Below are 26,315 nucleotides of genomic sequence, written 5' to 3' on the forward strand. Positions count from 1 at the left end.
CGGGCGGCCGACCAGCGCCGTCGCCGCGCAACAGAGCAAGCAGGAAGAAGGACACTGCTCAACCGCCCCGGATCTTGTAGAGACTTTGATGTTCCCCCTGGCGGAAGGGGTGGAGTGTGCCCTTTCTGCTGGCTTTTGTCCCAGAGGATGCGACGGCGGTGCGTATCGATCCACGGAAGCGACGAATATCGTCGTTTCTGAACGGTTATCCGACGAAGGTCTTAGGTCTATAGACAGGAAGTGGCGTCACTCGTAGGGTCACAGCATCTTTCCGATGATCCTGGAGATGACGTGAACACTGCTGCCACGCACACTTCCGCAGCCTCGGCGACCGAGCTGCACGCCGCTGCCACCGTGGTGGACGGCAGCACCGTCATCGAACTGAGCGACGCCCACCTCGACCGGATCAGGCGAGGCGGTGTCACCGCCGTCAACCACACCGTCACCAGGCCGTACGCCGACACGGTTTCCGCGCTGCGGGAGGTGAACCGGTGTCGTCGGTGGATCGACGAACACCCCGACGACGTTCTGCTCGCACTGACCGTCGACGACATCCATCGGGCCAAGGCCGAAGGCAAGGAGGCCGTCATCTTCGGCCCGCAGGACACGGAGATGATCGGGGTCGACCTCGACCTGCTGGGCACCTTCTACGACCTGGGTGTCCGCATCCTGCAACTGACCTACCAGCGGCAGAACCTGCTCGGCGCGGGCTGTGGCGAGGAGACAGACGCGGGCCTGACGCACCGGGGTCGTCGTTTCGTCCAGGCGATGGACGAGCTGGGCATCCTGGTCGACGTCTCACACTGCGGCGAGCGCACCGGCCTGGACGCCATGGAGACGTCCAGCAAGCCGGTGGTGGTCACCCACTCCTTCTGTGACGCGATGTCGCCGCACATCCGGGCCAAGTCCGACGACTATCTGCGCACCCTCGGGGAGCAGGGCGGCGTCATGGGAATCACCACCTTGTCAGGGTTCCTGTACTACCCGGAGGCCCCGTCCCGGCGTCCGGATCTGGTCCGCTTCGTCGAGCATGTCAGCCGCGTGGTGGAGGTGGCGGGCGTGGACCACGTCGCCATCGCCACCGACTACGACGAGACGTGGACCGAGCCGATGCGGATCGCACAGTTGAAAGCCATCGCACAGTCGAACTCCAGGGAGCAACAGAACCTCCTCGGCGACTTCGGATGGAACGAGCGGCGTGCGATCGGCATGGACGACGCCGCGGACTTCCCGAACTTCACCACCGCGTTGCTCGACGGCGGCTTCTCGCCGGAGGACGTCACCAAGATCCTCGGCGGCAACTGGCTCCGGGTCTACGGGGAGACGTGGAAGCCGGCCTGACCTAAAGCGCTGATTGTGATACCAGCGAAGGAGACCCATGCGTACTCGAATTTTGACCAAGGTGCTGGCAGTGGGCGTCATCTCGGCGCTCGCCGCCGGCTGCGGGGGTGGTGAGCCTCCGTCCACCAACGGTGACAGCGGATCCAACGACGGTCTGACCGCCAACGTGCGCCTGGAGGATGACTCTCAGCCGTCCGGTACACCGAAGTCCGGTGGCCGGCTGCGGGTCATGATCCGGCTGGACGCCAACGAACTCGACCCGCACCGGATGTCGGAGACCTCGGCCTTCGTCATCAACGAGCAGATCTACGAGTCACTGGTGCAGTCCTACCGGGGCGAGATCAAGCCGGCGATCGCCGAGTCGTGGGAGCAGAGCGCCGACGGCCTGACGGTGACGTTCAAGCTGCGCGACAACGCGTTCTTCCACAGCGGGCGCAAGGTCACCGCGGCGGATGTGAAGTACTCGATCGAACGGATCAAGGACCCGGCGACCCGGGCGCCTCGCGCCCGTAGCTACGAGAGCATCGCCTCGGTGCAGGCGCCCGACGAGCGCACCGTCGAGATGACGCTGTCGACGCCGAACGCCGCCATCCTGACCCTGCTCTCCACGGCGGCGTCCTCCATCGTGGACCGCACCGTGGTCGAGGCCGGTGGCCTCAACGGCAGCGTCGACGGCGGTAGCGGGCCGTTCAAGCTCGCCTCGCGGGTCACGGGCCAGGCGATCAAGCTCGACAAGCACACCCAGTACTGGGAGCAGGGTGTTCCGTACCTCGACGGGATCGACTTCACCTTCAACCCGGACGACAACGCCCGGGCGGCGGCGGTCCGCAGCGGGACAGTCGACTTCCTCTGGCGTCCGGCGCCCGAGTTCATCGACGCGCTCAAGAGCGACGAGAAGCTCAAGTGGTACGGCGGCTCCGGCTCGCTCTCCCTGCACCTGCGGCTCAACACCTCCAAGGCGCCGTACGACAACGTGAAGGTCCGGCAGGCCATCTTCCTGGCCCTCGACCGGCAGGAGATCCTGAACGTGGCCAACTCCGGCTACGGCACCCCGCTGAACGCGGGCTACCTGCCGCCGGACCGCTTCGGTGCCGTGCAGGACCCGATCTACGGCCAGGCCGATGTGGAGAAGGCCAAGGCCCTGCTTGCCGAGGCGGGCTACCCGGACGGCTTCGAGGCCAAGCTCATGGTGATCGCCACCTCGGCGTTCCAGGTGCGCTCGGCAGAGGTCGAGCAGCAGCAACTCGCCAAGATCGGGATCAAGGTGACCATCGAGTCGGTCGAGTCGACCATCGCCGACACGAAGACGAAGTCCGCCGACTTCGACATGTACCAGTCCGGCTTCGGCCTGACCTATGACCCGGATGAGCGCTTCACCGCCAGCTTCCTCAAGGGCGGTGGCCTCAACTACGGCAACTGGAGCGACGACGAGTACGAGGCCCTGGTCGTCCAGGCCCGCTCGGAACTGGACAAGGACAAGCGCGCGGCGCTCTACCAGCAGGCCGAGAAGATCCTGGCCGAGCGTGGGCCGGTCGCGATGACCTTCCTGAACGCGGACTTCGACGTGGTGCAGGCCGACGTCATGGGCTACAAGGGCGACCCGACCCCGACGTACCGCTTCTACCGCAACATCTGGCTCGACCGCTGACGGGTCGTGGCGGGGGTGCCGGCACACCGACGCCCCCGCCACCCCCTGTGACGAAAGGCAGCTCATGACGTCCGTACCGCTGACCGACCGCTACATCATCGCCGCCCGGCTCAAGGGCTACCTCAACAAGCACGAGGAATCGGTGGCTCTGCTCACCGAGGCGCTCGCACAGGAGCCGGGCAGCGCACGACTGCTGCGCTTCCGGGGACACCGCCGCATCTCGATCGGCGACTACGCCGGGGCCATCGAGGACCTGCGCGCTGCGGCCGATCAGCTCCCCGGCGTCGAGGACGAGTACGAGATGTACCAGCCCGAGGTGGAGAAGGACGTCGTCAGCCTGATTCTCGGCCGACCCGAGCAGGTACGCCCGCAGCACCTCACCGACACCATGGCCGCCCGCAACCCCGACGCGCTCGACCGGTACAACACCACACTGCACGCCGGCATCTGGTATCACCTCGGCGTCGCCCAGTATCTGATCGGCGACTTCGAGGGCTGCCTGTCCAGCTTCCGCGCCGCCGAGGAGTCATCGCGCCACCAGGAGGGCATCGTCGCGTCGCAGGACTGGCAGTACATGGCCCTACGTCGCCTCGGCCGGCCGGTCGAGGCCGAGGAGGTCCTCGACCGTTTCCGGGCGATCTCTCTGGTTCAGGAGGACCACCTCGTCGGCTACGAGGGCCGGATGCAGCTCTACACCGGGGACGTCACCCCCGACCAACTCTGGGCGATGTGCGACGGCAACGACCTGAAGACCGTTACCCAGGGTTACGGTCTCGGTAACTGGTACTACCACGAGGGCGACATCGACAAGGCCCGAGAGGTGTTCGACGGCGTCCTGCGCACCGGCGTCACGCACGCCTTCGCCTACCTGGCGGTCAAGTCCGAGTACGCCAACAACCCCGACTTCGCCAGCGCGGCGTCCGCGGCGACGACAAAGGAGAACTGAGATGGCCATCATCCGTGCCGAGATCGGCAAGCGTGACCAGGAGACCAAGGACGCGATCATCGCCGAGCTGACCGACGTGCTGGTCAAGTACGGTTCGCCGCGCGAGAACACCCACGTCCTGCTCTACGAGGTCTCGTACGACAACTGGGCCAAGGGCGGCCTGACCTACAACGAGCGGAAGAAGCGGGCGCAGGAGTCGTCATGACCGTCGCCACGTCGGGGCCGCACGTCCTGATCACCCCCAACCTGGACACGTTGCTGCCGCAGCTCCGGGAGCGGTATCCGCAGTGCCGGTTCACGCCGGTGTCGGAGGACGAGCCGGTGCGCGAGGAGTACCTCGACGCCGAGGTGATCCTGCGCAGCGCGATGAACGAGGACACCTTCGACGAGTTGCTGAGCAAGTGCGACGGGCTGCGCTGGATCCAGATCACCGCCGCCGGGTTCGACTGGGTGGGCGGGGACATCATGCGCCGCCGCCTGGCGGAAGGGCTCGTCTACACCCGCTCGGGGAACTCCTACAACGTGCCGATCGCCGAGTACATCATCGGTGCGGTGCTGCTGCACCAGCGCGGATTCCCGGCGCTGCGTGAGGCGCAGGAGCGGCAGGAGTGGGTACGACTCGTCGGCCGGGACCTGATCGGCAGCACCATGCTGGTCTTCGGCACCGGCGGGATCGGGCGTGAGGTCGCCTGGCGAGCGCGGGCACTGGGTGTCACCGTGATCGGGGTCAACCGTGCCGGCACCCCGGCCGAGGGCTTCGACCGGGTGGAGCCGTACGCCGATCACCTGGCGCTGCTGCCGGGGGCCGACTCGGTGGTGCTGGCCATGCCGCTGACCGAGGAGAACCGGTACTTCTTCGACGCCGAGCGATTCGCGGCGATGCAGGAGTCCGCGATCCTGGTCAACGTCGGGCGGGGCGCGCTCGTCGTCGAGGACGCGCTCGTCGACGCGATGCGGCAGGGCCGGATCGCCGGTGCGGTGCTCGACGTGTTCGAGGAGGAGCCGCTTCCCGCCGAGCACCGGTTGTGGAGCCTGCCGAACACCACGGTCACCCCACACACGTCGTTTCGTGGTTCGGGCAATCTGCAACGGCTCTACGCCGACTTCTGCGACAACTTCGATCGGTATCTCGCCGGTGAGCCGCTGACCGGCCAGAAACGCCAGCCGGCGTTGGGGTACTGACCCGCACCATCCACGACGCGACGGCGGTCCCCCAGCACGGGCGGACCGCCGTCGCGTCGTGCTGGTGTGCCAGGGACGGCGGGTCAGGTGGGACGGCAACCAGGACGCCGGCGGTGGACGCAAGGGTGCGGCCCACCCGTCCCGGACCGGGTGGGCCGCCGTCGTGACGGTGCGGCCGGAGGTCAGGCCCGGCCGAGCAGTGCGCGGGCCGCCGCCAGCACGTCGTCCTCGCCGAGCAGGACCGCGTCGGCGGCCGGACCCAGCGGGACGTAGCTGTCGACGCTGTTGACCCGGGAGATCGCGCCGGTGAAGCCGCCGTCGACCAGCGCGGCCACCACGGCCTCGGACACGCCGCCACTGGTGCGGGTCTCGTCGACGACGAGGACCCGAGGGATGCCGTCTAGGGCGGCGCGCAGGCTGGCGGCCGGCAGCGGCGACAGCCACTGGAGGTCGATGACCCGGGTGCCGGCCTGCTGGTCGCGGGCGAGCCGGTCGGCGACTCGCAGGCTCATCGGCAGGCCGTTGCCGAAGGTCACCATCGCCAGGTCGGTGCCCGGGCGGACGGTGCGTACCTGACCCAGCGCGGTGTCCGTCGTCGCCCACTGCGTCGGCGTCGGATAGCCGGCGAGCCAGCCGCCGTCGCCATCGACATGCAGGTCACGCCGGTGATAGAGGGCGATCGGCTCCAGGAAGACGCAGACCCGGCCCTCCTGCTCGGCCAGAGCGAGGCACTGGCGCAGCAGATCGGGTGCGGTGGCCGGGTGCGAGGCGACCGCCAAGGCCAGACCGGGGATGTCACGCAGCACCGCCACCGAGTTGTCGTTGTGGAAGTGCCCGCCGAACCCCTTCTGGTAGGCCAGGCCGGCGATCCGCACCACCATGCCGTTGGCGTACTGCCCGTTGGAGAAGAAACGCAGCGACGCGGCCTCGCCGCGGAGCTGGTCCTCGGCGTTGTGCAGATAGGCCAGGTACTGGATCTCCGGGATCGGCAGTGTGCCGGCCAAGGCCCCGCCGAGCGCCACCCCGAGGATGGCCTGCTCATCGAGGAGCGTGTCGAAGACCCGCCTGGCGCCGAAGACTTTACGCAAGCCTCGGGTGACACCGTAGACGCCGCCCTTGCGGGCCACGTCCTCACCGAAGACCTGGGCCTGCGGCCAGGTCATCAGGGCGTCGTGCAACGTCGCGTTGATCGTCTGGGCCAGGGTGAGTGGGCCACGCGTCTCGGGAAGTCTCCCGCCGAAGGCCCGTTCGCGTCCGGTGCCACCGCGGCAGGCGGCGGCACGGACCCGATCCACGTCGCGGGCGGTCAGCGGTGCGGTCACCGCCGCCGCGTCGGAGAGCCGCTCGATCCGGCCCGACATCAGGTGGGCCTGTTCCATCACCTGCTTGCGGGCGTGCTCGTAGCGGGTGAGAGTCTCCGTCGGACTGAGGATCTGCCGGTGTGCCAGCAGGGCGGCCGTTGCCAGGATCGGATCGCGGGCGTAGTCGGCGATGATCTCGGCCTGGGTCCGGTAGGCCAGTTCGGCGTCCGAGCCGGCGTGTCCCATGAACCGTACGGTGCCCAGGTGCAGCACTGCGGGCCGACGGTGGGTGCGTACCTGGTCCACCAGGTCGGCCGCAGTGGTCAGCAGGCCAGCAGGGTCGGTGCCGTCTGCGTATGCGTAGTCCACGCCGGGCAGGGCGGACAGCATCCGTCGTACCCAGCCGTGCGGGGAGCGGGTGCTGATTCCGATGCCATTGTCCTCGCACACGAACAGCAGAGGTACCGGAATGCGCTGGTGAGCGCTGTAGCCCACCGCATTGAGCGTGCCGGCCGCCGTGGAGTGGTTGGCCGAGGCGTCGCCGAAGCTGCAGACCACGACCGCGTCGGCAGGATAGTCGCTTGCCGCGCCATCCCGGTCCAGTGCGAACGCCATGCCCATCGCCCGGGGAAGGTGCGAGGCGATCGTCGAGGTCTGCGGGATGATGTTCAGGGCCCGGTTTCCAAAGACCTTGTGTCGACCGCCGGAGATCGGATCGTCCCGGGAGGCGGTTGCCGAGTGCAGGACGTCCGCGATCGGTGTGGAGCCGGTGACCTGGCCGGCTCGTGCGGCGTAGAAGCCGCCGGAGCGGTAGTGCAGCAGGGCGGGGTCGGTCGGGCGCAGCGCCAGTGCGACGGCGGCGTTGCTCTCGTGTCCACTGGAGCCGATGGTGTAGAAGCCCTCCCGTTGCGTCTGCAACCAGCGCAGCGCGAAGTCGAGGTGTCGACTCTGGATCTGAGCGTCGAGATAGTCGATCAGCAGGTCGGAGTCCAGGTCGATGTCGGCAGAGGTCTGCGCAGGCGCGGGGCGGCCCTGCGACCACTCCGTGAGCCGGCGAACGACGTGGTCGTCGATGGATTCCACGCGGTTGTGCTCCTTGCGGGTCAGCGACTGGAGCGGCCCCGTAGCCGCGGGTCCAGAACGTCGCGAAGGGTGTCCCCCAGCAGGTTGAAGCCGAGCACGGCGATCACGATGCAGACCCCTGGCACCACCGAGGGCCAGATCGACAACTCCATGAACGACTTGCCGTTGGAGAGCATCGAGCCCCAGGACGGCTGCGGAGGTTGCACGCCGAGCCCGAGGTAGCCCAGCGAAGCCTCGATCAGGATCGCGTAGGCGATGCTCGTGGTGAACTGCACCGCGATAGGTGCCACCGAGTTCGGCAGGATGTATTTGAGGATGAGTCTGGTGTTGCTCAGCCCGACCGCCTGACCGGACTCCACATACGGCTCACGCCGCACCGACATCGCGGTGCCGCGCACGATCCGAGCGAAGCTGGGGATGAAGACGATGACCAGGGCGAGAATCAGGTTCTCGGTGCCCGGGCCTCGGGCGGCCACCACCGCGAGCGCCAGCAGCAGGGTGGGGAAGGAGAACATGATGTCGGTCGCCGGGGTGATGATCGCGTCGAGCAGGCCCCGGTAGAAGCCGGCGAGCAGTCCGAGCAGTACGCCGATGGCACCGGCGCAGGTGACCACGATCAGGCTGACCGTCAGCGAGGTACGTGCGCCGTAGAGTGCCCGGCTGAGCAGGTCGCGACCGGCCTCGTCGGCGCCGAGTGGGAAGTCGCCGCCGGGCGGCGCGAGTCGCTGGTTGCTCATCGCGGTCGGGTCGTAGGGCGAGATCAGGGGAGCCAGCGCTGCGGCTGCCACCATCAGCACGACGATGACCAGTCCGACCAGTCCGACCTTGTCCCGCGTGATCAGCTTGAGCAGGTGACCGCCGCGCCGACCCGTCGGCTTCGGCTTCGCGACGGGGGACTGCTGCTTGCTGCCCTCGGGGTGACCGTGCACGGCTTCAGTGACCACTGCGCAACCTCGGATCCAGGTAGGTGTAGAGCAGGTCGACGAGAAGGTTGACCACGACGTAGAAGAAGGCCAGGAAGAGCAGCGTGCCCTGGACGACGGGGTAGTCACGCTGGCTGATCCCGCGGATGACCATCGTGCCCAGCCCCGGCCAGGCGAAGACCTGCTCCACGATGACCGTGCCGCCGAGCAGCGCCCCGGCCTGGATGCCCAGCACGGTCACCACCGGGATCAGCGAGTTGCGCAGGGCGTGCCGCACCATGACTCCGCGTTCGCCCAGCCCTTTGGCTCGGGCGGTGCGGACGTAGTCCTGGTTCAGCACCTCCAACATGCTGGAACGGGTCATCCGCATACTGATCGCGGCGAGGCTGGCGCCGAGGGTGACCGAGGGCAGGACGAGGTATTTCAGGCTGCCCAGAAACCCCTCGCCCTCCCCGGCGCCCTGCGACGGGAGCCAGCCGAGCGCGACCGAGAAGACGTACACCAACAGGATGCCCAGCCAGAAGTTCGGCAGGGAGAGCCCGATCAGCGAGGCGACCCGGGTGCTTGCGTCGAGCAGGCCGTTGCGCTTGGTGGCGCTGAGCACCCCGAGCGGGATGGAGATGAGGATCGAGACCAGCAGCGCCGAGACCGCCAGCAGCAGTGTGGACGGGAAGCGCTGCATGATCTCCTGGAGAACCGGCTGGCCGGTACGCATCGAGGTGCCGAGGTCGCCCTGGAGCAGCGCCCCCAGCCACCTCAGGAACTGTTCCCAGACGGGCATGTCGAGACCGAAGTAGCGGCGCATCTCCGCCTCGATCGCGGGGTCGCCGAAGTCCTGCCCCATGATCGAGCTGATCACGTCACCGGGGATCATGCGGATCACCAGGAACGAGATGACCGAGATTCCGAACAGGACCGGAATAACCGATATAAGGCGGATCAGCGTGATGCGCAGCATGGCGTGTCTCTCTCGGTCAGGTCAGGTTCAGGAGCCGGGTGTGTGTGGCTCCGAGTCCGCGTGGGCGGACTCGTCGTCGCCGGTGACGGCGATGTCGCGAGCCCATTCGTGGGCCCGTTTGGCGACCCGTAGCACCATCACCGAGCGACTCTCCATCACGCCGTCGAGGTGACCCAGTCGCTCGGTCCAGAACCGCCGCATGGCGTTGCTGGAGGCGAAGTAGCCGACGGCGATGATGTCGAACTGCCCGGTGACGTGATAGACGTAGGCGATCTCCGGCATGCCCGCGAGCTTGTCGATCAGCTGATCGGTGCTGCCGGGAGCGCTCTGGATCTCGAACAGGGTGTGCACCGGGCGCCCCATGAAGGCGGCGCTGGGGATCGCGGCGAACTGCAACAGGCCGCCGCTGACGAGCCGTTCCATCCGCCGTCGGACCGAACCTTCGGAGAGTCCGACCTTGACGGACAGCGCCACGTTTGTCTGCCGGGGGTCCTGGACGAGTTCCCGGATGATGCTGCGATCTTTTTCGATCGAGTCCTTGGATGCCAACGTTGCTCCAACTGGATTGGTGGCGGTATTCGTCGCAGACGGGAGCCTAGACGACGAACATCGTCTGTGCAACACTCCTGGTTGACGGATAGCGACGCTCTAGCGTCCCGAACTGCGGGGGGTCCGATGGCCTTGTTGGAGGTGCGCGATCTGCGTACCGAATTCCGTGCCGCGCGCGGCACGGTAACGGCGGTCGACGGCGTCTCGTTCACCGTCGACGCGGGCGAGACGGTGGCCCTGGTGGGGGAGTCCGGCTGCGGGAAGTCGGCCACCGCGCAGTCCATCATGGGCCTGATCGTGCCCCCAGCCGGCGAGGTGACCGGCGGACAGGTGCTCTTCGAAGGGCGGGACCTGCTGCGGCTGCGCCCGCGCGAACTGCGGGCAGTCCGCGGCAAGGGCATCTCGATGATCTTTCAGGACCCGATGACCTCGCTGAACCCGGTGCTGACCGTGGGCAAGCAGCTCACCGAGACCCTGGAACTGCATCTCGATCTGAGCCGCCGCGCCGCGCGGACGCGAGCTGTGGAACTCCTGGAGATGGTGCGCATCCCCGCCGCCGAGACCCGACTGAGCTCCTATCCCCACCAGCTCTCGGGTGGGATGCGGCAACGCGTGATGATCGCGATGGCGCTCTCCTGCAACCCCCGACTGATCCTCGCCGACGAGATCACCACCGCACTCGACGTGACCATCCAGGCACAGGTCCTGGATCTGCTCCGCGAGCTGGCCCGGGAGACACGTACCGCGGTCCTGCTGATCACCCACGATCTCGGGGTCGTGGCGGGCATGGCCGAACGGGTCAACGTGATGTACGCCGGCCAGATCGTCGAGCGGGCCGAGACGGTCGACCTGTTCCACCGTCCGCAGATGCCCTACACCTGGGGGCTGCTCGGCTCGGTGCCCCGGCTCGACCTGGTCCGCGGCGGCAAGCTCCGCCCGATCGCCGGACGCCCGCCGGAGCTGTCGGAGATGCCGGACGGCTGCCGGTTCGCACCGCGCTGCGCACACGTGCGCGAGACCTGCCGGGGTCGCGCACCCGATCTCGTCACCACCTGGGAGACCCCCGACCGGGGTCAGTTGACCCGCTGCTGGGGGATGCGGTCCATCGACGAGGGTGGCTGGCTCACCACCAAGGACCGGCACCCCTACCTCTCGACGAAGGAGAGCTGATGTCGCAGGCTGCTGCCGCCACACCCGAACGGCCCCTGCTGCAGGTGCGTGACCTGGCGGTCGACTTCAAGGTGCCGGTGCGCGGCAAGCTGCGACCGGCCCGCCTGCGGGCGGTGTCCGGAGTGGACCTCGACGTCCGACGAGGCGAGATCATCGGTGTGGTCGGCGAGTCCGGCTGTGGCAAATCCACCACCGGACGCGCCATCCTCCAACTCCTCACGCCCAGCAGCGGCACGGTGACCTTCGACGACACCGAGCTGACCACCCTGAGCCGAAGCCGGATGCGGGCGATGCGCCGCCGGATGCAGATGATCTTCCAAGATCCCTACGCCTCGCTGAACCCGCGCATGACCATCGGCGAACTCATCGAGGAACCGCTCCTGGTGCACACCGAGCTCTCCGCAGCCGGGCGGCGGGCCAAGGCAGTCGACACCATGCAACTTGTCGGGCTCAGTGAGCAGTGGCACGACCGCTACCCGCATGAGTTCTCCGGTGGTCAGCGCCAGCGGGTGGGCATCGCCCGGGCGCTGGTCAGCAACCCGGACTTCATCGTGGCCGACGAGCCGGTCTCCGCGCTGGACGTCTCCGTGCAGGCGCAGATCGTCAATCTGTTGGAGCAGTTGCAGGACGACCTGGGCCTCACGATGATGTTCATCGCGCACGACCTGGCCGTCGTACGGCACCTCTGTGACCGGATCGCCGTGATGTACCTCGGCACCGTCGTCGAGGTGGGCGAGTGCGAGGACATGTACCGCCGGCCGCAGCACCCGTACACCAAGGCGCTGCTCTCGGCGGTCCCGATTCCCGACCCGCTGGTCGAGACCGAGCGCAAGCGCCTCATCCTCACCGGAGACGTGCCGAGCCCACTGAGCCCGCCCAGCGGATGCCGCTTCCGGACCCGATGCTGGAAGGCACAGGAGATCTGCGCGACGCAGGAGCCCGTGCTGACCACTGCCGTGGGCAGCGGTCACCAGGTGGCCTGCCACTTCCCCGAGGCGGCCGGCCCGACCGACCAGGCCCTCGTCACCGTGACCGGTGGCGACCGGTGACCGGGACGATGCCGCACCATCTCAACCTCGTCGACGGGGAGTGGGTCGACGGCGAACGCCGCGCCAACCACAATCCGGCGCGTCCTGGCGAGGTGGTCAGCGAGTACGCCCTGGCCGACCGGAACACCGCGCGGGCGGCGATCGAGGCCGCCCGTCGGGCCCAACCCGGCTGGGCCCGGCAGCCGGTCGCGGCCCGGATGGAGATCCTGGACCGGATCGGTGCCACCCTGCTGCGCCGGACCGAGGAACTCGCCGTCCTGCTCGCCCGGGAGGAGGGCAAGCTCCTCGCCGAGGCCCGGGGAGAGGTAGTCCGGGCTGGTCAGACCTTCCGGTACTACGCCCACCAACTCCTGCAACCGCAGGGCGAGGTCTACTCGTCCACCCGTCCGAACGTGCACGCCGAGGTCCGGCGCCGGCCACTCGGCGTGGTCGGGATCATCACGCCGTGGAACTACCCGCTCGCCATTCCGGCGTGGAAGGTCGCACCCGCGCTCGCCCACGGCAACACGGTGGTGCTCAAGCCGGCCGAGCTGGTGACCGCCTCGGCCGGGGAACTCGCCCGGATCGTCGCCGAGTCCGGAACGCCACCCGGCGTGTTCAACCTCGTCATGGGCGCAGGCCGGGTGGTCGGCGAGGAGCTGCTCACCTCGACCGCAGTCGACGGTGTCTCGTTCACCGGCGGCACCGGCACCGGCGCACACGTCGCCCGGCAGTGCATCGCCCACGGCAACAAGCGGTTCCAGCTCGAGATGGGCGGCAAGAACCCGTTGGTGGTGCTCGACGACGCCGACCTGGAGGTGGCGGTCCGCTGCGCGTTGGACGGCAGCTTCTTCAGTACCGGCCAGCGCTGCACGGCGTCGAGCCGACTGATCGTGCAGGCGAACATCCACGACCGGTTCGTGGCGGCGCTGGCCACAGCGGTCAGCGCACTACGGGTCGGCGACCCGCTCGACCCGCGCAGCGACCTCGGTCCGGTGGTGAGTCCCGAGCAACTCGCCCAGAACCTCGACTACGTCCGGATCGGACGGGACGAGGGCGCCACCGTGGTGGCCGGCGGGGAGCACCACCCGGACGAGGGGCAGTTCATGCGCCCCACCCTCTTCACCGACGCCCGCAACACCATGCGCGTGGCCCGGGAGGAGATCTTCGGTCCGGTCTCCTGCGTCATCCGCGTCAACGATCTCGACGAGGCTATCGACGTGGCCGGGGACACCGACTTCGGGCTGTCCGCCGGGATCGTCACCACGTCCCTGTCCGCGGCCGAGCGGTTCAAGCGGGACGCGAGCGCCGGCATCGTCACCGTCAACCTGCCCACCGCCGGCACCGAGTTGCACCTGCCCTTCGGCGGCACCGGCGCCTCCAACCACGGCCCACGGGAGCAGGGCGGCTACGCGCGCGACTTCTACAGCGTGCCGGTGACCTGCTACACCGGCTGGTGAGGACACGTCCATGACACCGAAGATCCTGCTCACCGAGCCGATCGCCGCAGCCGGAATGGACCTGCTGCACGCCGCGGGTGAGGTGCACGTCGCCCACGCCACCGACCCGGAGACCCTCGCCGGGCCCCTGGCCACGGCCGACGCCCTGATAGTGCGCTCCTCGGCCGTGACTGCCGGGATGCTCACGGCCGCCCGGCGACTGAAGGTCGTCGGCCGGCACGGCGCCGGCGTCGACGGCATCGACCTGGCCGCCGCCGAACGCCTCGGCATACCGGTGGTCAGCACACCGGGCGCCAACGCCGAGTCGGTGGCCGAGTTCGTCGTCCTGGCCGCCCTCACCCTGGCCCGCCAGGCACCGGCGGCGGCATCCTCGTTGGCCGGCGGTGTCTTTCCGGCCGGCCGCTCACTGCCGTCGGCGGTCGTCGCGGCCGGGCTGACCGGGACCATGCTCGCCGGCCGCACGCTGGGCCTGATCGGGCTCGGCGCGATCGGCCGGGGCGTCGCCATCCGTGCCCAGGGACTGGGCATGACGGTCATCGGATACGACGTCGCCACCACCACCCCACCAGCTGGGGTACGCCTGGTCGGGCTGGACGACCTGCTGCGCGAAGCCGACGTGGTCAGCCTGCACGTACCGCAGACTCCGCAGACGACCGAGCTGATCGACGCCGCCGCGCTCACTCGGATGCGGCCGGACGCCCTGCTGGTCAACACCGCACGGGCGGGTGTCGTGGACGGCGCAGCCGTGCTGGCCGCACTCGACGCTGGGCGGTTACGCGGCTACGCCGTCGACGTGTTCGCGCCCGAACCACCCGCTCCCGACGACCCGTTGCTGCACCATCCCAGGGTCTTCGCGACCCCGCACATGGCGGCGATGACCCACGACGCGCTCGATGCGATGGCCGTCGCCGTGGCACGTGGCGTGATCGCGCACCTGCAAGCCTCGGAAGGAACCGAACCGTGACCCTGTCTGCCCCCGTGTCCGCGCTCGCGTCCGTCGGCGTCGACACCCTCGTCGACGACGACACCCGGGACCTCCAGGCCGCCGTCCGTGGCTTCGTCGACCGGCGGGTCCGCCCGCACATCGCCACCTGGTACGAACAGGGCGGCCTGCCCGTCCAGGAACTGGCCCGCGAACTCGGCGACCTCGGCGTGCTCGGTATGCACCTGAGCGGCTACGGCTGCGCCGGCACCTCCGCCGTGGCGTACGGATTGGCCTGCTTCGAACTGGAGGCGGGTGACTCCGGGCTCCGCTCGTTGGTCTCGGTGCAGGGCTCGCTGGCCATGTACGCCATCTGGCGATTCGGCTCCGAGGAGCAGAAGCAGCAGTGGCTGCCCCGAATGGCCGCGGGCGAGGCAATCGGCTGCTTCGGGCTGACCGAGCCGGACTTCGGCTCCGACCCGGGCGGAATGCGGACCCGGGCCCGCCGCGACGGCGACGACTGGGTACTCAACGGCACCAAGATGTGGATCACCAATGGATCGGTGGCGGACGTCGCCGTGGTCTGGGCATACACCGACGAGGGAGTGCGGGGCTTCCTCGTGCCCGCCGGCACCCCCGGTTTCACCGCCCCGGAGATCAAGCGCAAGCTCTCCCTGCGCGCCTCGGTCACGTCGGAACTCGTCCTCGACGACGTGCGGCTTCCCGCCGACGCGATGCTGCCTCAGGCTGCCGGCCTTTCCGGGCCGTTGTCCTGCCTCAACGAGGCCCGCTTCGGCATCGTCTTCGGAGCGCTCGGCGCGGCGCACGACTGCCTGGAGACGACCATCGCGTACTCCCGTAGCCGGCAGATCTTCGACAAGCCGCTCGCCGCGTACCAGGCCACCCAACTCAAACTCGCCGACATGGGTCTCGAACTGGGCAAGGGCATGCTCCTGGCGTTGCAGCTCGGCGCACTCAAGGACGCCGGGACTCTCGACCACCGGCAGATCAGCCTGGGCAAACTGAACAGCGTACGGGAGGCGATCGCCATCGCCCGGGAATGCCGGGCGATCCTCGGCGCGGCCGGAATCACCCTCGACTACCCGGTCATCCGACACGCAGCGAACCTCGAATCGGTGCTCACCTACGAGGGAACCTCCGAAGTGCACCAACTGATCATCGGGCAGATGCTGACCGGACACGCCGCCTTCACGTGAGGGCCGCCGCCGGCCTGCTCGCCCCGAGCCTCATCGACGACTGCGTACCACCCGCGACTGCCACCTGGGGCGCAGCCACCATCTCGGTCGCCACCTCCAGGGGAGGCCATTGCGGCGAGCCGATCACGATGACGGGCGTCGGCCACCGGTGGCTCGGTGCTGCTGGCAAGCCGGTCCTGGAGTCTCCCCTCCGCGTGGTACGGCGGTACCACGCGGGATGAGCACCGTGGTCGGATGGCGGGCCGCCCGGCCGTCCGTAACGTCGGCCCGGTGATCGAAGTTCACGCCCTGACCAGGAGGTACGGCGGCGTCTCGGCAGTGCGGAACGTGTCGTTCCGCCTGGAACCCGGTGTCCTGCACGGGATCCTCGGCCCGGCCGACGCCGGCAAGTCCACGACGCTGCGCCTGATGGTCGGGCTGGAACGGGCCACGTCCGGCCGGTGCCTGTTCGACGGCCGGTCCTACCGTGATCTGGCGTACCCGTTGCGGGAGGTCGGCGTCCTGCTCGCCCCGCCGCCGGCTCATCCCGGCCGTACCGGCCGCGACCACCTGCGGATCCTCGCCCGGACCCACGGGATCCCGGACCGCCGCACCGACGAGGTCCTGGAGATGGCCGGGTTGGCCGACGTCGCGCGGCTGCGGGCCGGCGTCTATTCTCCCGGCCCGCGGCAGCGGCTCGGCCTGGCCGGCGCGCTGCTGGGTGACCCGCCGGCCCTGCTGCTCGACGATCCGGCGGCCGGACTGGACCCGGACGGTGTCGCCTGGCTGCGCGCCCTGCTCCGGACGCTCGCCCGCGAGGGCCGGGCCGTCCTGGTCACCGGCCGCCTGACCGGGGAACTGGCCCGCGACATCGACCGGCTGATCATTCTCGGGCGAGGCCGGGTGCTCGCCGACGCTCCGGCGGCCGAGGTGATCGCACGGAACACGGTCCCGGCGGTGTGGGTCCGCCCGGACCGCTCGGGCGACCTGGAGAAGTTGCTGCGTGGGCACGGCGCAGCCGTCGCTCTGCGCCCGGACGGCCGCTTGGAGATCACGGGGCTGACCTCGGCCGACATCGCGGGGCTGGCCGCCCGCGCCGGGATCCTGCTGATCGAGAACACCCCGGTGGACGCCTGCCTCGATGACGTCTACCTGGCGCTGGCCCGCGGCCGATGATCCGCCTCGTCGCCGCCGAGTGGCTGAAACTCCGTACCCTGACATCGTTCTGGATCTGCGTGGGAACCGCGCTGGTCCTCACCCCCTCGGCCGCGGCGGTGTCCGGGCTCCTGGCCGCTGTGGTCCTCCAGACGGTGATCGTCGTGCTGGCGGCTGTCGTGCCCGGTGCGGAGTACGCCAGCGGCACCATCCGGACGACCTTCCTGGCCACACCTCGCCGGATCGCCGTGATGACCGCGAAGGCCCTGGTGGTGGCCGTGGTCGCGGCGGTGCTCGGGGCCGTGTGCCTGATCCTGGCCTACGCTGTCGTGACGCCGGTCGATGTGCGCTACGGCACAGTCGTGGGCCGGTGGGCCGTCGATATCGGATACTGCGTGCTCGTGGCGCTGTTCGCGTTCGCCGTCACGCTCGTCGTCAAGCACACGGCGTCCGCTGTCAGCCTCGCCCTCAGCGTCGTCCTGCTGGTCAGATTGGTGCTGATGGTGGTGAGCGTGATGTTCGGGGCCGACCCGTCGACGGCTTTCTGGAACCTCTGACCCGTGGAGCCCGACACCGGGATCCGGGTCTTCTGGGCCCACCATCCCCACCTGGCCACCGTCATCGTCGTCGTGGTCAGCCTCACGGCCGGCCTCGACTTCGACATGCTGACCGGCGACATGACCCGCGCCAGTTGGTGGGCGGTGGCCGTCAACACGGTGATCTCGCTGGCGCTGATCTGGCGGCGGTCGTGGCCGTGGGCGGTGCTGGCGGTGACGGTGACCGGCGACGTCCTGTCCGGCGACACCCAGCTGTTCGCGTTCGCTGTGGTGATGTATGCGCTGGTGGTACACCGCTCGTTGCGGGCTGCGACGATCGGCGCGGTGCTCTCGGTGGCCGTGCTCGGGGTGGTCACCTTCCAGCATGAGGGCCGCTACGGGCTCGGCCCCTTCATCGGCCTCTACGGCCTCGCGGTGATCATTGCGGTGCTGGTCGGCGCGACCGTCGCCACCCGCCGCCGGCACGTGCGGTCACTGGAGGACCGGGCCGCCCGGCTGGCCCGTGAGAAGGAGCAGGAGGGCAAGCTGGCCGCCGCCCGCGAGCGCGTGCGGATCGCCCACGACATGCACGACATCGTCGCCCACAACCTGACCATCATGGTCCGCCTGGCCGACGGCGCGACCGCGGTCGCCGACACCGACCCGGAGCGTTCCCGCAAGGCCGTGCAGCGGGTCGCTGCCCTGGGACGGGAGGCGATGACCGACATGCGCCGGCTGCTCGGCGTGCTGCGCGAGGACACCCCGGACACTCCTGGTGACCTGGAGAGCCTGATCGAGACGTTCCGGATCGCCGGCCTGCCGGTGACCCTGCGCCGCCACGGGCCGGATCCGTCCTCACCGGGTCTGCAGCGGGTGGTGTTCCGGGTCGTGCAGGAGGCGCTGACCAACGCGCTGCGCTACGCCGACAGGCCCACCGACGTCCTGGTCGACCTGGACTACGGCGACGACCCGATCCGGATCATGGTCGCCGACGACGGCCGGGGCACCACGCCGGCCCCGTCGGTCGGCAGCGAGCAGGGTCTGAACGCGATGCGCGAACGAGTCGCCATGTACGGCGGCACCGTCGAAGCCGGCCGTCAGGTGGTCGGGTGGACCGTCCGAGTAGACCTGCCCCATCCCGCGGAAGGCGCCGATGTCTGAGATAACCCTGCTGCTCGTGGACGATCAGGAACTGCTGCGCGAGGGCATGGCCATGGTCCTCGGCGCGGCACCCGGCCTGCGTGTCGTCGGTGAGGCCGGCGACGGCCGGGCCGGTGCCCTGCTGGCCCGGGAACGCCGCCCCGACGTGGTGCTGATGGACGTCCGGATGCCGATCATGGACGGGATCGAGGCGACGCGGGACATCGTCGCCAACTGTCCCGGCACCCGGGTCCTCATCCTGACCACCTTCGACCTGGACGAGTACGCGTTCACCGGCCTGCGCGCCGGGGCCAGCGGCTTCCTGCTCAAGGACGCGCCCTCGGCCGACCTGATCGACGCGGTCCGCACCGTCGCAGCCGGCGCGGCGGTGGTCTCGCCCCGGATCACCCGCGCCCTGCTCGACCACTACCAGGGCGGGCGGGCCCCCGACCCGGCGGGCACGGGCCTGCTGGAGGAGCTGACCGCCCGGGAGCGCGAGGTGCTGGTCGCGATCGGCCGTGGACTGTCCAACCCTGAGATCGCCGGGGAGTTGTTCCTGTCCGAGTCGACGGTGAAGACCCATGTCGGCCGGGTGCTGGCCAAACTCGGGGCCCGCGACCGGGTGCACGCGGTGATCTGGGCGCACACGAACGGGCTCGTCTGAGTCGTGTGGTACCGCGGTACCACTCAGGATGAGCACCGTGGTCGGATGGCTGCCCGGCGGGGCGTCCGTAGTGTCATTCCCATCGACGAGGTCGATGAGAACGGCCTCTGAGCAGGAGAAACCCACCCCGCGTCGCGCCGGAAGAGGAATGTGTCATGACCACCAGAACCCGCGTCAACCCCCTCGTGATCTGGGCGCCGGTCTCGGTCGCCGTGCTCGTCGCCGCGTTCGTGGCCTGGATCGGCTGGCCGGCCGGACCCGCCCAGCTGCCGCAAGGCGCCTCGACTGCCGACGTCTATCTGATCAGTGACGAGCTGAGCGAACCGGCCGAGCGCGGCCAGACCGACGGTTGGTTCGGCGGTCTCGGCCTGCCGTGCGGCACCGACGCGTGGTACGTCGAGGCGAACAACACCGCGATGTGCGCGGCGCTGGACGGCCCGAAGGGCACCGTCGTCGTGAACACCAGGGACAAGCAGATCTCGCTGCCCGACGCGTCGCAGGCCGCGCTGAGGGTCTGGGCCACCGAGGCCGACGCCGGCACCGAACAGCACACCACCCGCGTCCTGCTGGTGCAGGACAGCACCGCGGTCGCGATCGTCGCCCTGGCCAGTCCGGCCACCGCCGCCCCGGTCGACTAGCCCCACACCCGAATCGCGTGACGGGCGCCACCGGCGTCCGCGGCCCAGTCGCGCCCCTTTCCGCAGACAGGAAGTCCGATGAAAACAAAAATCCCCCTATTTGTCCGCAGCGTGTTGAGTGCGCTTCTCGCCGTGGTGCTGGCCCCGGTCGCCGTCGTGGTTCCGGCACGTGCCGCCGCTGACTTCACCTGGCGATTCGACGTCCGCTACCCGGCCGAGCAGGAACACTTTGTCGAGCGGGCGCTCGCGAGCGCCTACCCCGCCCGGTACTACGACCTCGATGCCGACGACATGCCGCTCGACTCGGACGAGCTGGTCAAGCGGGACCTGACATGCGATGTCGGCAGCATCGCCGACAAGACCGCCGATGAGCTCATCTTGTGCGGCCTGAGGAAGAAGTACAACGCGAACCCGGACGGCACGCTGCCGAAGAAGGTCGAGATCGAGCTCCATCAGGGCACGGACACGACCACGATCGAGATCAAGGACACCACGCCACCGGACGCGAACGGAGGAGAGTGGGCGTCGGCCGGAATGTCGATCGTCGGTAATGTCCTGCGGGTCTTCCTGGAGGCAGCCTGCCTCGACTACCGCGTCAACCGGGGGCACCTCGCTTCTGACCCGGTCGTGGTGGCCACCTGTGCCGCCTTCGGCGAGGCACTGTCCAACTTCATCAGTCGTACTGCGGAGAACGCGAGGACCGGCCTGATCAACGACCTGCAGGCCTGGGGCGCTGATGTCATTGCCGTGCTCGTCGCCGCCGGGGTTGCCGGCCTGTGGGAGTGGAAACTTGTCGGCCAGGTGGTGGACGATAAGGGGGAGTTCTTCCGACAGGTCGTGGCCGTGATCGACCGGATGGCGAGTGGTGTCGGCCGGGTCTGCCCGTTGTGCAGGACGTACCTCGGCTCCGTCTACAAAGCGCTGTATGACAAGTTCATCAGGTCCGCCCCGACGGTCCCGGCGATCCCGCGGGGGCTGGCCGCATTGCGGGTGATGCCGCTCGGTGACTCGATCACCTACGGCGTCGGTGTCGACAACCCGGACGGCACGGGATATCGCGCACGCCTCTTCGACGGGCTGAAGGACGACGCGGTGCTCGACCTCGTCGGCTCGCAGAGTTCGGGGACCCTGCCGGACAAGAACCACGAGGGCCATCCGGGCTGGCGGATCGACCAGATCGACCGGCTGGTGGAGTGTGCGATCCCGCGCTACCGGCCGAACGTGGTGCTGCTGCACATCGGCACCAACGACATGTCGCGCAACTTCGAGGTGGCCGGCGCTCCGGCTCGGCTGGACGCCCTGATCGGCAAGATCGTCACGCTGGCCCCGGAGACCACGCTGCTGGTGGCGCAGCTCGTGCCGGCGTACAACGCGGGCACCAACAACCAGGTGCAGGCGTACAACCGGGCTATCCCCGGCATCGTCGCCAAGCACGCAGCCGCCGGCAAGCGGGTCCGAGTGGTCGACATGAGCGCCGTGACCCGGGACGACCTGACCGACTCGGTCCACCCGAACGCCGACGGCTACCGCAAGATGGCCGACGCGTTCCTCGGCGCCGTCCGGGCCGCCCGCGCCGCCGGCACCATCGTCGACCCGGTCGGTGGGAGAGCCGACGCGTGCGCTGGTGAGGTCGGCAAGGCGCCCGACTCGATCTCAGACGGCAGCACCGCGTCCGGTACCGGGTGGCGCTGGGAGGGCATCGTCGCCCCGGGCGTCGGCGCACCCCGCAACCGGGTGCAGTTCGCGGACGTCGACGGGGACGGCCTGGACGACTACCTGGTGCTCGACGATCAGGCCAGGGTCAAGGCGTGGACCAACGCGCACACCCTCGGTGGCGGGTACGGCTGGAAGTATCGCGGGACGGTCGCGACCGGGGTGGGGACGGTTCCGGAGAACGTCAGGTTCGCCGACGTCGACGGGGACGCACTCGACGACTACCTCGTGGTGGACGGCACCGGCCGGGTGTCGGCGTGGATCAACCAGTTCACCCCGGCGGGCGGGTTCGGCTGGTCGTACGCCGGGGTGATCGCCACCGGCGTCGGCGCCACCCGCGACCAGGTGCGGTTCGCCGACATGACCGGCGACGGCAAGGACGACTACCTGGTCGTCGACGATCAGGGCCGGGTCACCGCGTACGCCAACGCGTACTCGACCGCCGGCGCGTACGGGTGGTCTTCGATGGGGCAGGTGGCCAGCGGCGTGAACGCGACCCGGGACCGGGTCCGGTTCGCCGACGTCAACGGCGACGCCCGCGACGACTACCTGGTCGTGCACGACGAGGGGCACGTCAACGTCTGGTTGAACACGCTTCCCGCCCTGACCGTCCAGGCACCGGGAACCCGACCCCCGAGCATCGTGTGGCAGAACCACGGACGTACCCTGACCGCCGCCGGCGCGAACCGCGACCAGGTCAGGTTCGCCGACATCAACGGCGACGGCAAGGACGACTACCTGTTGGTCGACTCCGCCGGCCGGGCCGCCGCCGCGCTCAACGACAGGTACGGCCGCCCGGACGTGTGGGACTGGCAGGGCGTCATCGGCCGCAACCCGGACCCCACGACCCGCAGCGGCATGGTCGACCTGACCGGCGACGGCCGAGCGGACTGGGTGGCGATCCGCGCGGACGGCAGCGTCGCCGCCTGGGTCAACCGGGTAGGCCAGGGCGGCGGTTACGGCTGGGACTACGCCGGAGCGATCACCACCGGCACCACTCCGGGCCGGGACCGGGTCCGGTTCGCCGACGTGGACGGCGACGGCAAGGACGACTACCTCGTCCTCGACGACAACGGCGCGACCCGGGCATGGCTCAACAGGTACACGCCCGACGGCGGCTTCGGTTGGAACTACGTCGGTGTCATCGCCCCGGGTGTCCAGGCACCCAAGGAACAGGTGCGGTTCGCCGACATGGACGGTGATCGCAAGGACGACTACCTCGTCCTCGGCGACGACGGCGGAGTGAGGGCCTGGCTCAACAGGCGTACCGCATCCGGGTGGGGCTGGGACTACGCCGGGTCGATCGCGCCGGGCCCGCACCTGGTGCGCGACGAGATCCACCTGACGGACCTCAACGGAGACTTCCGGGCCGACTACCTGCTGGTCGACGCCGCCGGACGCGCCTGGGCCTGGCTCAACGCGTACGGCAACAACCGCTTCACCTGGCGTTTCGACGGACTGGTCGCCTCCGGGGTCGGGGCGAGCGGCTCGCAGGTCAGGTTCGCCGACCTGAACGGCGACCGTCGGGCCGACTACCTGGTGGAGAGCCCGGACGGCCGGATCAAGGCGTGGACCTTCCACGGGTACGTGGTGAACGAGCCGGCGTCGCAGACGCCGATGCCCGGCGCACCGACCGCCCCAGACGTCGACATCACCTTCGATCCGTGTCTGCTGGAGGTGGCCAACCGGCTGCCCTGCTGACTCTCTCAACGAGCGCGACCGTCACCCGCCCCCGTCCGGCGGGTGGCGGTCGCGCCACGACTGCGCTAACTCCACGCCGAGACGCTCGGCGGGGGCGAGGGTCGTCATGGGTACCGACGGCAGCCAAGACGACGTGCCCGCCGTCGGCGGGTCGCCCTCCGATTACGGGAGCAGGATGAGTTTGCCGCCGGGCCGCCCGGAGCAGCTGAGTTCGGCGGCCTCCTGGATGGCATCGAGGGTGAAGGTGCGGACGATCGTGACGGTCAGGACACCACTGCCGGCCAGCCGGGCTATCTCGTTCAGCAGGTCGAAGCGCATGTCGATATACGTGATCCGGGTACCGAGTTCAGCCGCGACGGCGAAGTCCGAGATGGTCAGGACCCGGTCGGGGTTGCCGGTCAGGTCGATCAGGGCCGGCAGCGAACTACCGGACGGGCTGGTCTGGCCGGGGCGGTCGGCCCGGCCAGCGATCGGGGTGGTGTCCAGAGCCCGGTCGATGCGGCCGGCGGCCAGGGTGGCGACCCGCTCGCTCATGCCTTCGCCATAGCCGGTCACGGTAGCGCCGGCCTGCCTCAAGGTGGTGGCCTTGGTCGGTCCGGCGGTGGCGATCACCCGGACGCCGCGGTGCAGAGCGAGGCGCACCGCCGCCTCGCCGACGGCGGAGCCCGCGCCGTGCACCAGCAGCAGCTCACCCGGCTGGACGCCGAGGTCGTCGAGGGCGTGCCACGCCGTGTCGGCGGCCATCGGCAGCGCGGCGGCCTGCTCGTCGGCGACACCGCCGGGAAGCCGTGCCCATGTGGTCATCAGCGCGTACTCGGCGGCGCCGGCCGTCGGGCCGTCGTAGGGCGCCGGTCCGAACACCCGGTCGCCGACCTCGATGTCGGTGACGCCCTGGCCGACCGCGTCGACGACGCCGGAGACCTCAAGTCCGAGGCCGCGCGGCGGTGGCGGCAGTTGGTCGGCGAAGAGGCCGGCGACGATCGCCCAGTCGGCGGGATTCAGGCCGCACGCCCGCACCGCGATCCGGATCTGGCCGGTGCCCGGTGCGGGTGTGGTGACGTCGCGGAGCACGAGGACGTCGGGGGATCCGAAGCGGTCGAACTGCAGAGCCCGCATCCGGTGACGACGATCGTGCCGGGGCTCGGTGGCGTCCGGGGCCCGCACTGCCTTGTTGATCATGTTGTAACCGTACGGAACGCAGAATGACCCAGTCGATGCTCTTCTGCGTCAGATCGTTAACCTTGCGCATCATGGATGTGGTGAGTGACGTGCTGAGAGTGGCCAGGGTTCGAGGCACGCTCGGCGCGTGCGTCGAGGCCGGCGGGCGGTGGGCCGTCGCCGGCGAGGACAGCTCGGCTGCGGGTCTGCACGCCATCACCGCGGGCGAGGCATGGCTGACGAGAGCGGGGCATTCGCCGCTGCGGCTGGACGCCGGTGATGTCGTCCTACTCGCGGCGGGAGTCTCCTATGTGCTGGGAGACGCCCCCGCTTCACCGGTGACAGCCTGTGATCCGATCGAGCTGGCCCGGGTCCGGCGGACGGGCGAGGCGGTCCGGCTCGGCACCAGTGCCCCGGACACCAGGATCATCACCATCACCTACGAATCCGACTGCGACCGCACCTTAAAAACACAACTCCTTCTCGCCCTGCCCGAGCTGATGCACGTCCAGGGCAGCACCGGTGCCGGCGACCTCGACGACACCGTCCGGATGCTCGGCCGCGAACTCGCCCATCCGCAGATTGCCACCACGACGGTGCTCGCCTCGCTTATCGACATCGCCCTGATCCAGGTGCTGCGCGCCTGGTTGCCCACACGTGCCGGCGAACGCCGAGGCACCTGGCTCGGCATGATGGGCGACCCGGTGGTCCACCGCGCATTGCAGCACCTCCATGCCGACCCTGCCCGCCAATGGACCACCGAGACCCTCGCTGCCGCAGTCGCCGCCTCACGGTCGACCCTCACCCGCCGCTTTTCCGCGGCTCTCGGCCTGGCACCCGCCGCCTACCTCACCCAATGGCGGCTGGACGTCGCCGCCAGCCGTCTGAGGACCACCGACCAGCCCGTCGAGTCCATCGCGGCAGCCGTCGGCTACAACTCCGCGCCAGCGTTCAGCCGTGCCTTCACCCGGTCACATGGTGCCCCGCCCGGGCGTTACCGAACGATGTGCCGCCCGAGCTGAGCAGGGACCCGAGACTGACGCGGTGAACTCAGACGTTCCCCGCACGGTCAATGCGGTGGATACGTCGGAGTGGATGTCCTGCCCGCCTCGTTCGAGGGCCTGCCCGAGACGCTGGACGCGGCCACGAAGACGGAGATTGCTCACCGGCTGGAGCGTGGTGGTCTGCTGACGCAGGCGCAGTGGGCCGACCTCAACCCCTGACCTGGGTGCTGGTTGACACTGACGTGGTGATCGGCCCGATACTCGACGGGTGATCTATGCGACTGCGGACGCCTCGGACGGCGATGACGTCGAGTCCGTCAATCTTGACTGGGAGCAGGGTCGCAACCTCAACAGCTGTCGGGAGCCCGGCGATGTCGACGCGGCCTTCGACCGAGGCGAAGGGCACGTCGGGGTTGCGCTGATCGCTCTGGTGCACAACAACCCCGACACCGATGCGGTCCTGCCCAGGGTCGCCCGAGGGCTACGGTCGCCGAATCCGGAGACCCGTCGACAGAGCCTGCTCGCTCTGACGCATACAGCTCGACTCCATGGCCGGGTGGACGCGATCACCGTGGAGCTGCTTCACGCCCTGCTGTCCGACCGGACTCCGATCAACGACGAAAGTGCGTACGAGGTGCGGGGCACGGCGACTCAGACGGTCGGGGACCTCCAGGTGTTCCTCCCGTCTGAGCAGCTGCCGGCCTGGGTGAACCACTTCACCGGCTGCTGAGGGGCCAGAACGCCCCAGGCCAGCGGCTCCGGGGTCTGCTGCACCGATAGGTGACATCTGAGTTGGCTTACCCTGGTGCCGGGCTGGAAGGAAATCGCTGTGCCCGAGCTTAACCCCCGCTATGAGGCGGCACGGTACGGCCGCGAGCACGACTGGCAGTACCCGGTAC

24 protein-coding genes are annotated in these 26,315 nt (G+C 69.3%); 19 read left to right on the forward strand and 5 right to left on the reverse strand.

Annotation, left to right across the window (positions count from 1 at the left end; all coding sequences use genetic code 11):
- Positions 1-291: 291 nt before the first annotated feature.
- The 5 genes from ACFYTT_RS00105 (at position 292) to ACFYTT_RS00125 (ending at position 5,117) form a co-directional block, all read left to right on the forward strand.
- The gene (locus ACFYTT_RS00105; protein WP_387256663.1) at positions 292-1,341 is read left to right on the forward strand and encodes a dipeptidase; all 1,050 of its coding nucleotides are present in this window, start codon (positions 292-294) and stop codon (positions 1,339-1,341) included.
- 37 nt (positions 1,342-1,378) lie between these two features.
- Positions 1,379-2,989 (forward strand): ABC transporter substrate-binding protein, encoded by a 1,611-nt coding sequence (locus tag ACFYTT_RS00110; RefSeq protein WP_387256665.1) that lies wholly within the window; start codon positions 1,379-1,381, stop codon positions 2,987-2,989.
- 64 nt (positions 2,990-3,053) lie between these two features.
- Positions 3,054-3,935, forward strand: a complete 882-nt coding sequence (locus ACFYTT_RS00115) for a tetratricopeptide repeat protein (protein ID WP_387256667.1) — start codon at positions 3,054-3,056, stop codon at positions 3,933-3,935.
- 1 nt (position 3,936) lies between these two features.
- Complete coding sequence (locus tag ACFYTT_RS00120) at positions 3,937-4,140, forward strand: 4-oxalocrotonate tautomerase family protein (RefSeq protein ID WP_387256669.1); 204 nt, start codon at positions 3,937-3,939, stop codon at positions 4,138-4,140.
- A complete protein-coding gene (locus tag ACFYTT_RS00125) occupies positions 4,137-5,117 on the forward strand; it encodes a D-2-hydroxyacid dehydrogenase (RefSeq protein WP_387256671.1) in 981 nt (326 codons plus the stop codon). Before ACFYTT_RS00120 ends, ACFYTT_RS00125 begins: the two co-directional genes overlap by 4 nt.
- Before the next feature lie 182 nt (positions 5,118-5,299).
- On the opposite strand, the gene ACFYTT_RS00130 is transcribed toward ACFYTT_RS00125, so the two are convergent.
- From ACFYTT_RS00130 to ACFYTT_RS00145, 4 genes are read right to left on the reverse strand one after another with little or no spacing between them, the layout of a single operon-like run.
- Complete coding sequence (locus ACFYTT_RS00130) at positions 5,300-7,501, reverse strand: thiamine pyrophosphate-dependent enzyme (RefSeq protein WP_387256672.1); 2,202 nt, start codon at positions 7,499-7,501, stop codon at positions 5,300-5,302.
- A gap of 20 nt (positions 7,502-7,521) precedes the next feature.
- Complete coding sequence (locus ACFYTT_RS00135) at positions 7,522-8,445, reverse strand: ABC transporter permease (protein WP_387256674.1); 924 nt, start codon at positions 8,443-8,445, stop codon at positions 7,522-7,524.
- Positions 8,435-9,382: a nickel ABC transporter permease gene (gene nikB / locus ACFYTT_RS00140; protein ID WP_387256675.1), complete on the reverse strand. Its 948-nt coding sequence runs from the start codon at positions 9,380-9,382 to the stop codon at positions 8,435-8,437. Before nikB ends, ACFYTT_RS00135 begins: the two co-directional genes overlap by 11 nt.
- Before the next feature lie 27 nt (positions 9,383-9,409).
- Positions 9,410-9,931, reverse strand: a complete 522-nt coding sequence (locus ACFYTT_RS00145) for an Lrp/AsnC family transcriptional regulator (RefSeq protein ID WP_387256677.1) — start codon at positions 9,929-9,931, stop codon at positions 9,410-9,412.
- Between the two features lie 126 nt (positions 9,932-10,057).
- On the opposite strand from ACFYTT_RS00145, the gene ACFYTT_RS00150 reads away from it, so the two are divergent.
- The 11 genes from ACFYTT_RS00150 (at position 10,058) to ACFYTT_RS00200 (ending at position 23,254) form a co-directional block, all read left to right on the forward strand.
- On the forward strand, positions 10,058-11,101 hold the full coding sequence (locus tag ACFYTT_RS00150; protein WP_387256679.1) for an ABC transporter ATP-binding protein: 1,044 nt from the start codon (positions 10,058-10,060) through the stop codon (positions 11,099-11,101).
- Positions 11,101-12,150 (forward strand): ABC transporter ATP-binding protein, encoded by a 1,050-nt coding sequence (locus ACFYTT_RS00155; RefSeq protein WP_387256681.1) that lies wholly within the window; start codon positions 11,101-11,103, stop codon positions 12,148-12,150. Before ACFYTT_RS00150 ends, ACFYTT_RS00155 begins: the two co-directional genes overlap by 1 nt.
- Positions 12,147-13,589, forward strand: coding sequence for an aldehyde dehydrogenase family protein (locus ACFYTT_RS00160; RefSeq protein WP_387256682.1), 1,443 nt, complete (start codon positions 12,147-12,149; stop codon positions 13,587-13,589). Before ACFYTT_RS00155 ends, ACFYTT_RS00160 begins: the two co-directional genes overlap by 4 nt.
- A 10-nt stretch (positions 13,590-13,599) precedes the next feature.
- Positions 13,600-14,553 (forward strand): NAD(P)-dependent oxidoreductase, encoded by a 954-nt coding sequence (locus ACFYTT_RS00165; RefSeq protein ID WP_387256684.1) that lies wholly within the window; start codon positions 13,600-13,602, stop codon positions 14,551-14,553.
- Entirely contained in the window at positions 14,550-15,728 is a 1,179-nt protein-coding gene (locus tag ACFYTT_RS00170) for an acyl-CoA dehydrogenase family protein (protein WP_387256686.1), read from the forward strand. Before ACFYTT_RS00165 ends, ACFYTT_RS00170 begins: the two co-directional genes overlap by 4 nt.
- A 270-nt stretch (positions 15,729-15,998) precedes the next feature.
- On the forward strand, positions 15,999-16,883 hold the full coding sequence (locus ACFYTT_RS00175; RefSeq protein WP_387256687.1) for an ATP-binding cassette domain-containing protein: 885 nt from the start codon (positions 15,999-16,001) through the stop codon (positions 16,881-16,883).
- Positions 16,880-17,419, forward strand: a complete 540-nt coding sequence (locus ACFYTT_RS00180) for a hypothetical protein (protein ID WP_387256689.1) — start codon at positions 16,880-16,882, stop codon at positions 17,417-17,419. The genes ACFYTT_RS00175 and ACFYTT_RS00180 overlap by 4 nt, the downstream gene beginning before the upstream one ends.
- 3 nt (positions 17,420-17,422) lie before the next feature.
- Complete coding sequence (locus ACFYTT_RS00185; RefSeq protein ID WP_387256691.1) at positions 17,423-18,559, forward strand: histidine kinase; 1,137 nt, start codon at positions 17,423-17,425, stop codon at positions 18,557-18,559.
- On the forward strand, positions 18,552-19,202 hold the full coding sequence (locus ACFYTT_RS00190) for a response regulator transcription factor (RefSeq protein ID WP_131051024.1): 651 nt from the start codon (positions 18,552-18,554) through the stop codon (positions 19,200-19,202). Before ACFYTT_RS00185 ends, ACFYTT_RS00190 begins: the two co-directional genes overlap by 8 nt.
- A gap of 155 nt (positions 19,203-19,357) precedes the next feature.
- On the forward strand, positions 19,358-19,840 hold the full coding sequence (locus ACFYTT_RS00195; RefSeq protein ID WP_387256693.1) for a hypothetical protein: 483 nt from the start codon (positions 19,358-19,360) through the stop codon (positions 19,838-19,840).
- Positions 19,841-19,951: 111 nt separating this feature from the next.
- Entirely contained in the window at positions 19,952-23,254 is a 3,303-nt protein-coding gene (locus ACFYTT_RS00200; protein WP_387256695.1) for an FG-GAP-like repeat-containing protein, read from the forward strand.
- A 162-nt stretch (positions 23,255-23,416) separates the two neighbouring features.
- Here the strand turns inward: ACFYTT_RS00200 and ACFYTT_RS00205 are convergent, their stop codons facing one another.
- Positions 23,417-24,433: an NADP-dependent oxidoreductase gene (locus ACFYTT_RS00205; RefSeq protein ID WP_387256697.1), complete on the reverse strand. Its 1,017-nt coding sequence runs from the start codon at positions 24,431-24,433 to the stop codon at positions 23,417-23,419.
- A 23-nt stretch (positions 24,434-24,456) separates the two neighbouring features.
- On the opposite strand from ACFYTT_RS00205, the gene ACFYTT_RS00210 reads away from it, so the two are divergent.
- From ACFYTT_RS00210 to ACFYTT_RS00220, 3 genes are all read left to right on the forward strand, one after another.
- Positions 24,457-25,434, forward strand: a complete 978-nt coding sequence (locus ACFYTT_RS00210) for a cupin domain-containing protein (RefSeq protein WP_387256699.1) — start codon at positions 24,457-24,459, stop codon at positions 25,432-25,434.
- A 69-nt stretch (positions 25,435-25,503) separates the two neighbouring features.
- Positions 25,504-25,635, forward strand: a complete 132-nt coding sequence (locus ACFYTT_RS00215; protein WP_303393485.1) for a hypothetical protein — start codon at positions 25,504-25,506, stop codon at positions 25,633-25,635.
- A gap of 49 nt (positions 25,636-25,684) precedes the next feature.
- Positions 25,685-26,146 (forward strand): hypothetical protein, encoded by a 462-nt coding sequence (locus ACFYTT_RS00220; protein WP_387256701.1) that lies wholly within the window; start codon positions 25,685-25,687, stop codon positions 26,144-26,146.
- Positions 26,147-26,315 lie beyond the last annotated feature (169 nt).

Origin of the sequence: Micromonospora sp. NPDC003816 (assembly GCF_042874705.1) — a bacterium.
Lineage (GTDB): Bacteria > Actinomycetota > Actinomycetes > Mycobacteriales > Micromonosporaceae > Micromonospora.

Bases quoted from the DNA above. Each gene is read 5' to 3' on its own strand.
- ACFYTT_RS00165 (WP_387256684.1), top strand. From the start codon at position 13,600: ATGACACCGAAGATCCTGCTCACCGAGCCGATCGCCGCAGCCGGAATG.
- ACFYTT_RS00180 (WP_387256689.1), top strand. From the start codon at position 16,880: ATGATCCGCCTCGTCGCCGCCGAGTGGCTGAAACTCCGTACCCTGACA.
- ACFYTT_RS00150 (WP_387256679.1), top strand. From the start codon at position 10,058: ATGGCCTTGTTGGAGGTGCGCGATCTGCGTACCGAATTCCGTGCCGCG.
- ACFYTT_RS00125 (WP_387256671.1), top strand. From the start codon at position 4,137: ATGACCGTCGCCACGTCGGGGCCGCACGTCCTGATCACCCCCAACCTG.
- ACFYTT_RS00155 (WP_387256681.1), top strand. From the start codon at position 11,101: ATGTCGCAGGCTGCTGCCGCCACACCCGAACGGCCCCTGCTGCAGGTG.
- ACFYTT_RS00190 (WP_131051024.1), top strand. From the start codon at position 18,552: ATGTCTGAGATAACCCTGCTGCTCGTGGACGATCAGGAACTGCTGCGC.
- ACFYTT_RS00195 (WP_387256693.1), top strand. From the start codon at position 19,358: ATGACCACCAGAACCCGCGTCAACCCCCTCGTGATCTGGGCGCCGGTC.
- nikB (WP_387256675.1), bottom strand. From the start codon at position 9,382: ATGCTGCGCATCACGCTGATCCGCCTTATATCGGTTATTCCGGTCCTG.
- ACFYTT_RS00210 (WP_387256699.1), top strand. From the start codon at position 24,457: ATGACCCAGTCGATGCTCTTCTGCGTCAGATCGTTAACCTTGCGCATC.
- ACFYTT_RS00120 (WP_387256669.1), top strand. From the start codon at position 3,937: ATGGCCATCATCCGTGCCGAGATCGGCAAGCGTGACCAGGAGACCAAG.
- ACFYTT_RS00115 (WP_387256667.1), top strand. From the start codon at position 3,054: ATGACGTCCGTACCGCTGACCGACCGCTACATCATCGCCGCCCGGCTC.
- ACFYTT_RS00205 (WP_387256697.1), bottom strand. From the start codon at position 24,433: ATGATCAACAAGGCAGTGCGGGCCCCGGACGCCACCGAGCCCCGGCAC.
- ACFYTT_RS00110 (WP_387256665.1), top strand. From the start codon at position 1,379: ATGCGTACTCGAATTTTGACCAAGGTGCTGGCAGTGGGCGTCATCTCG.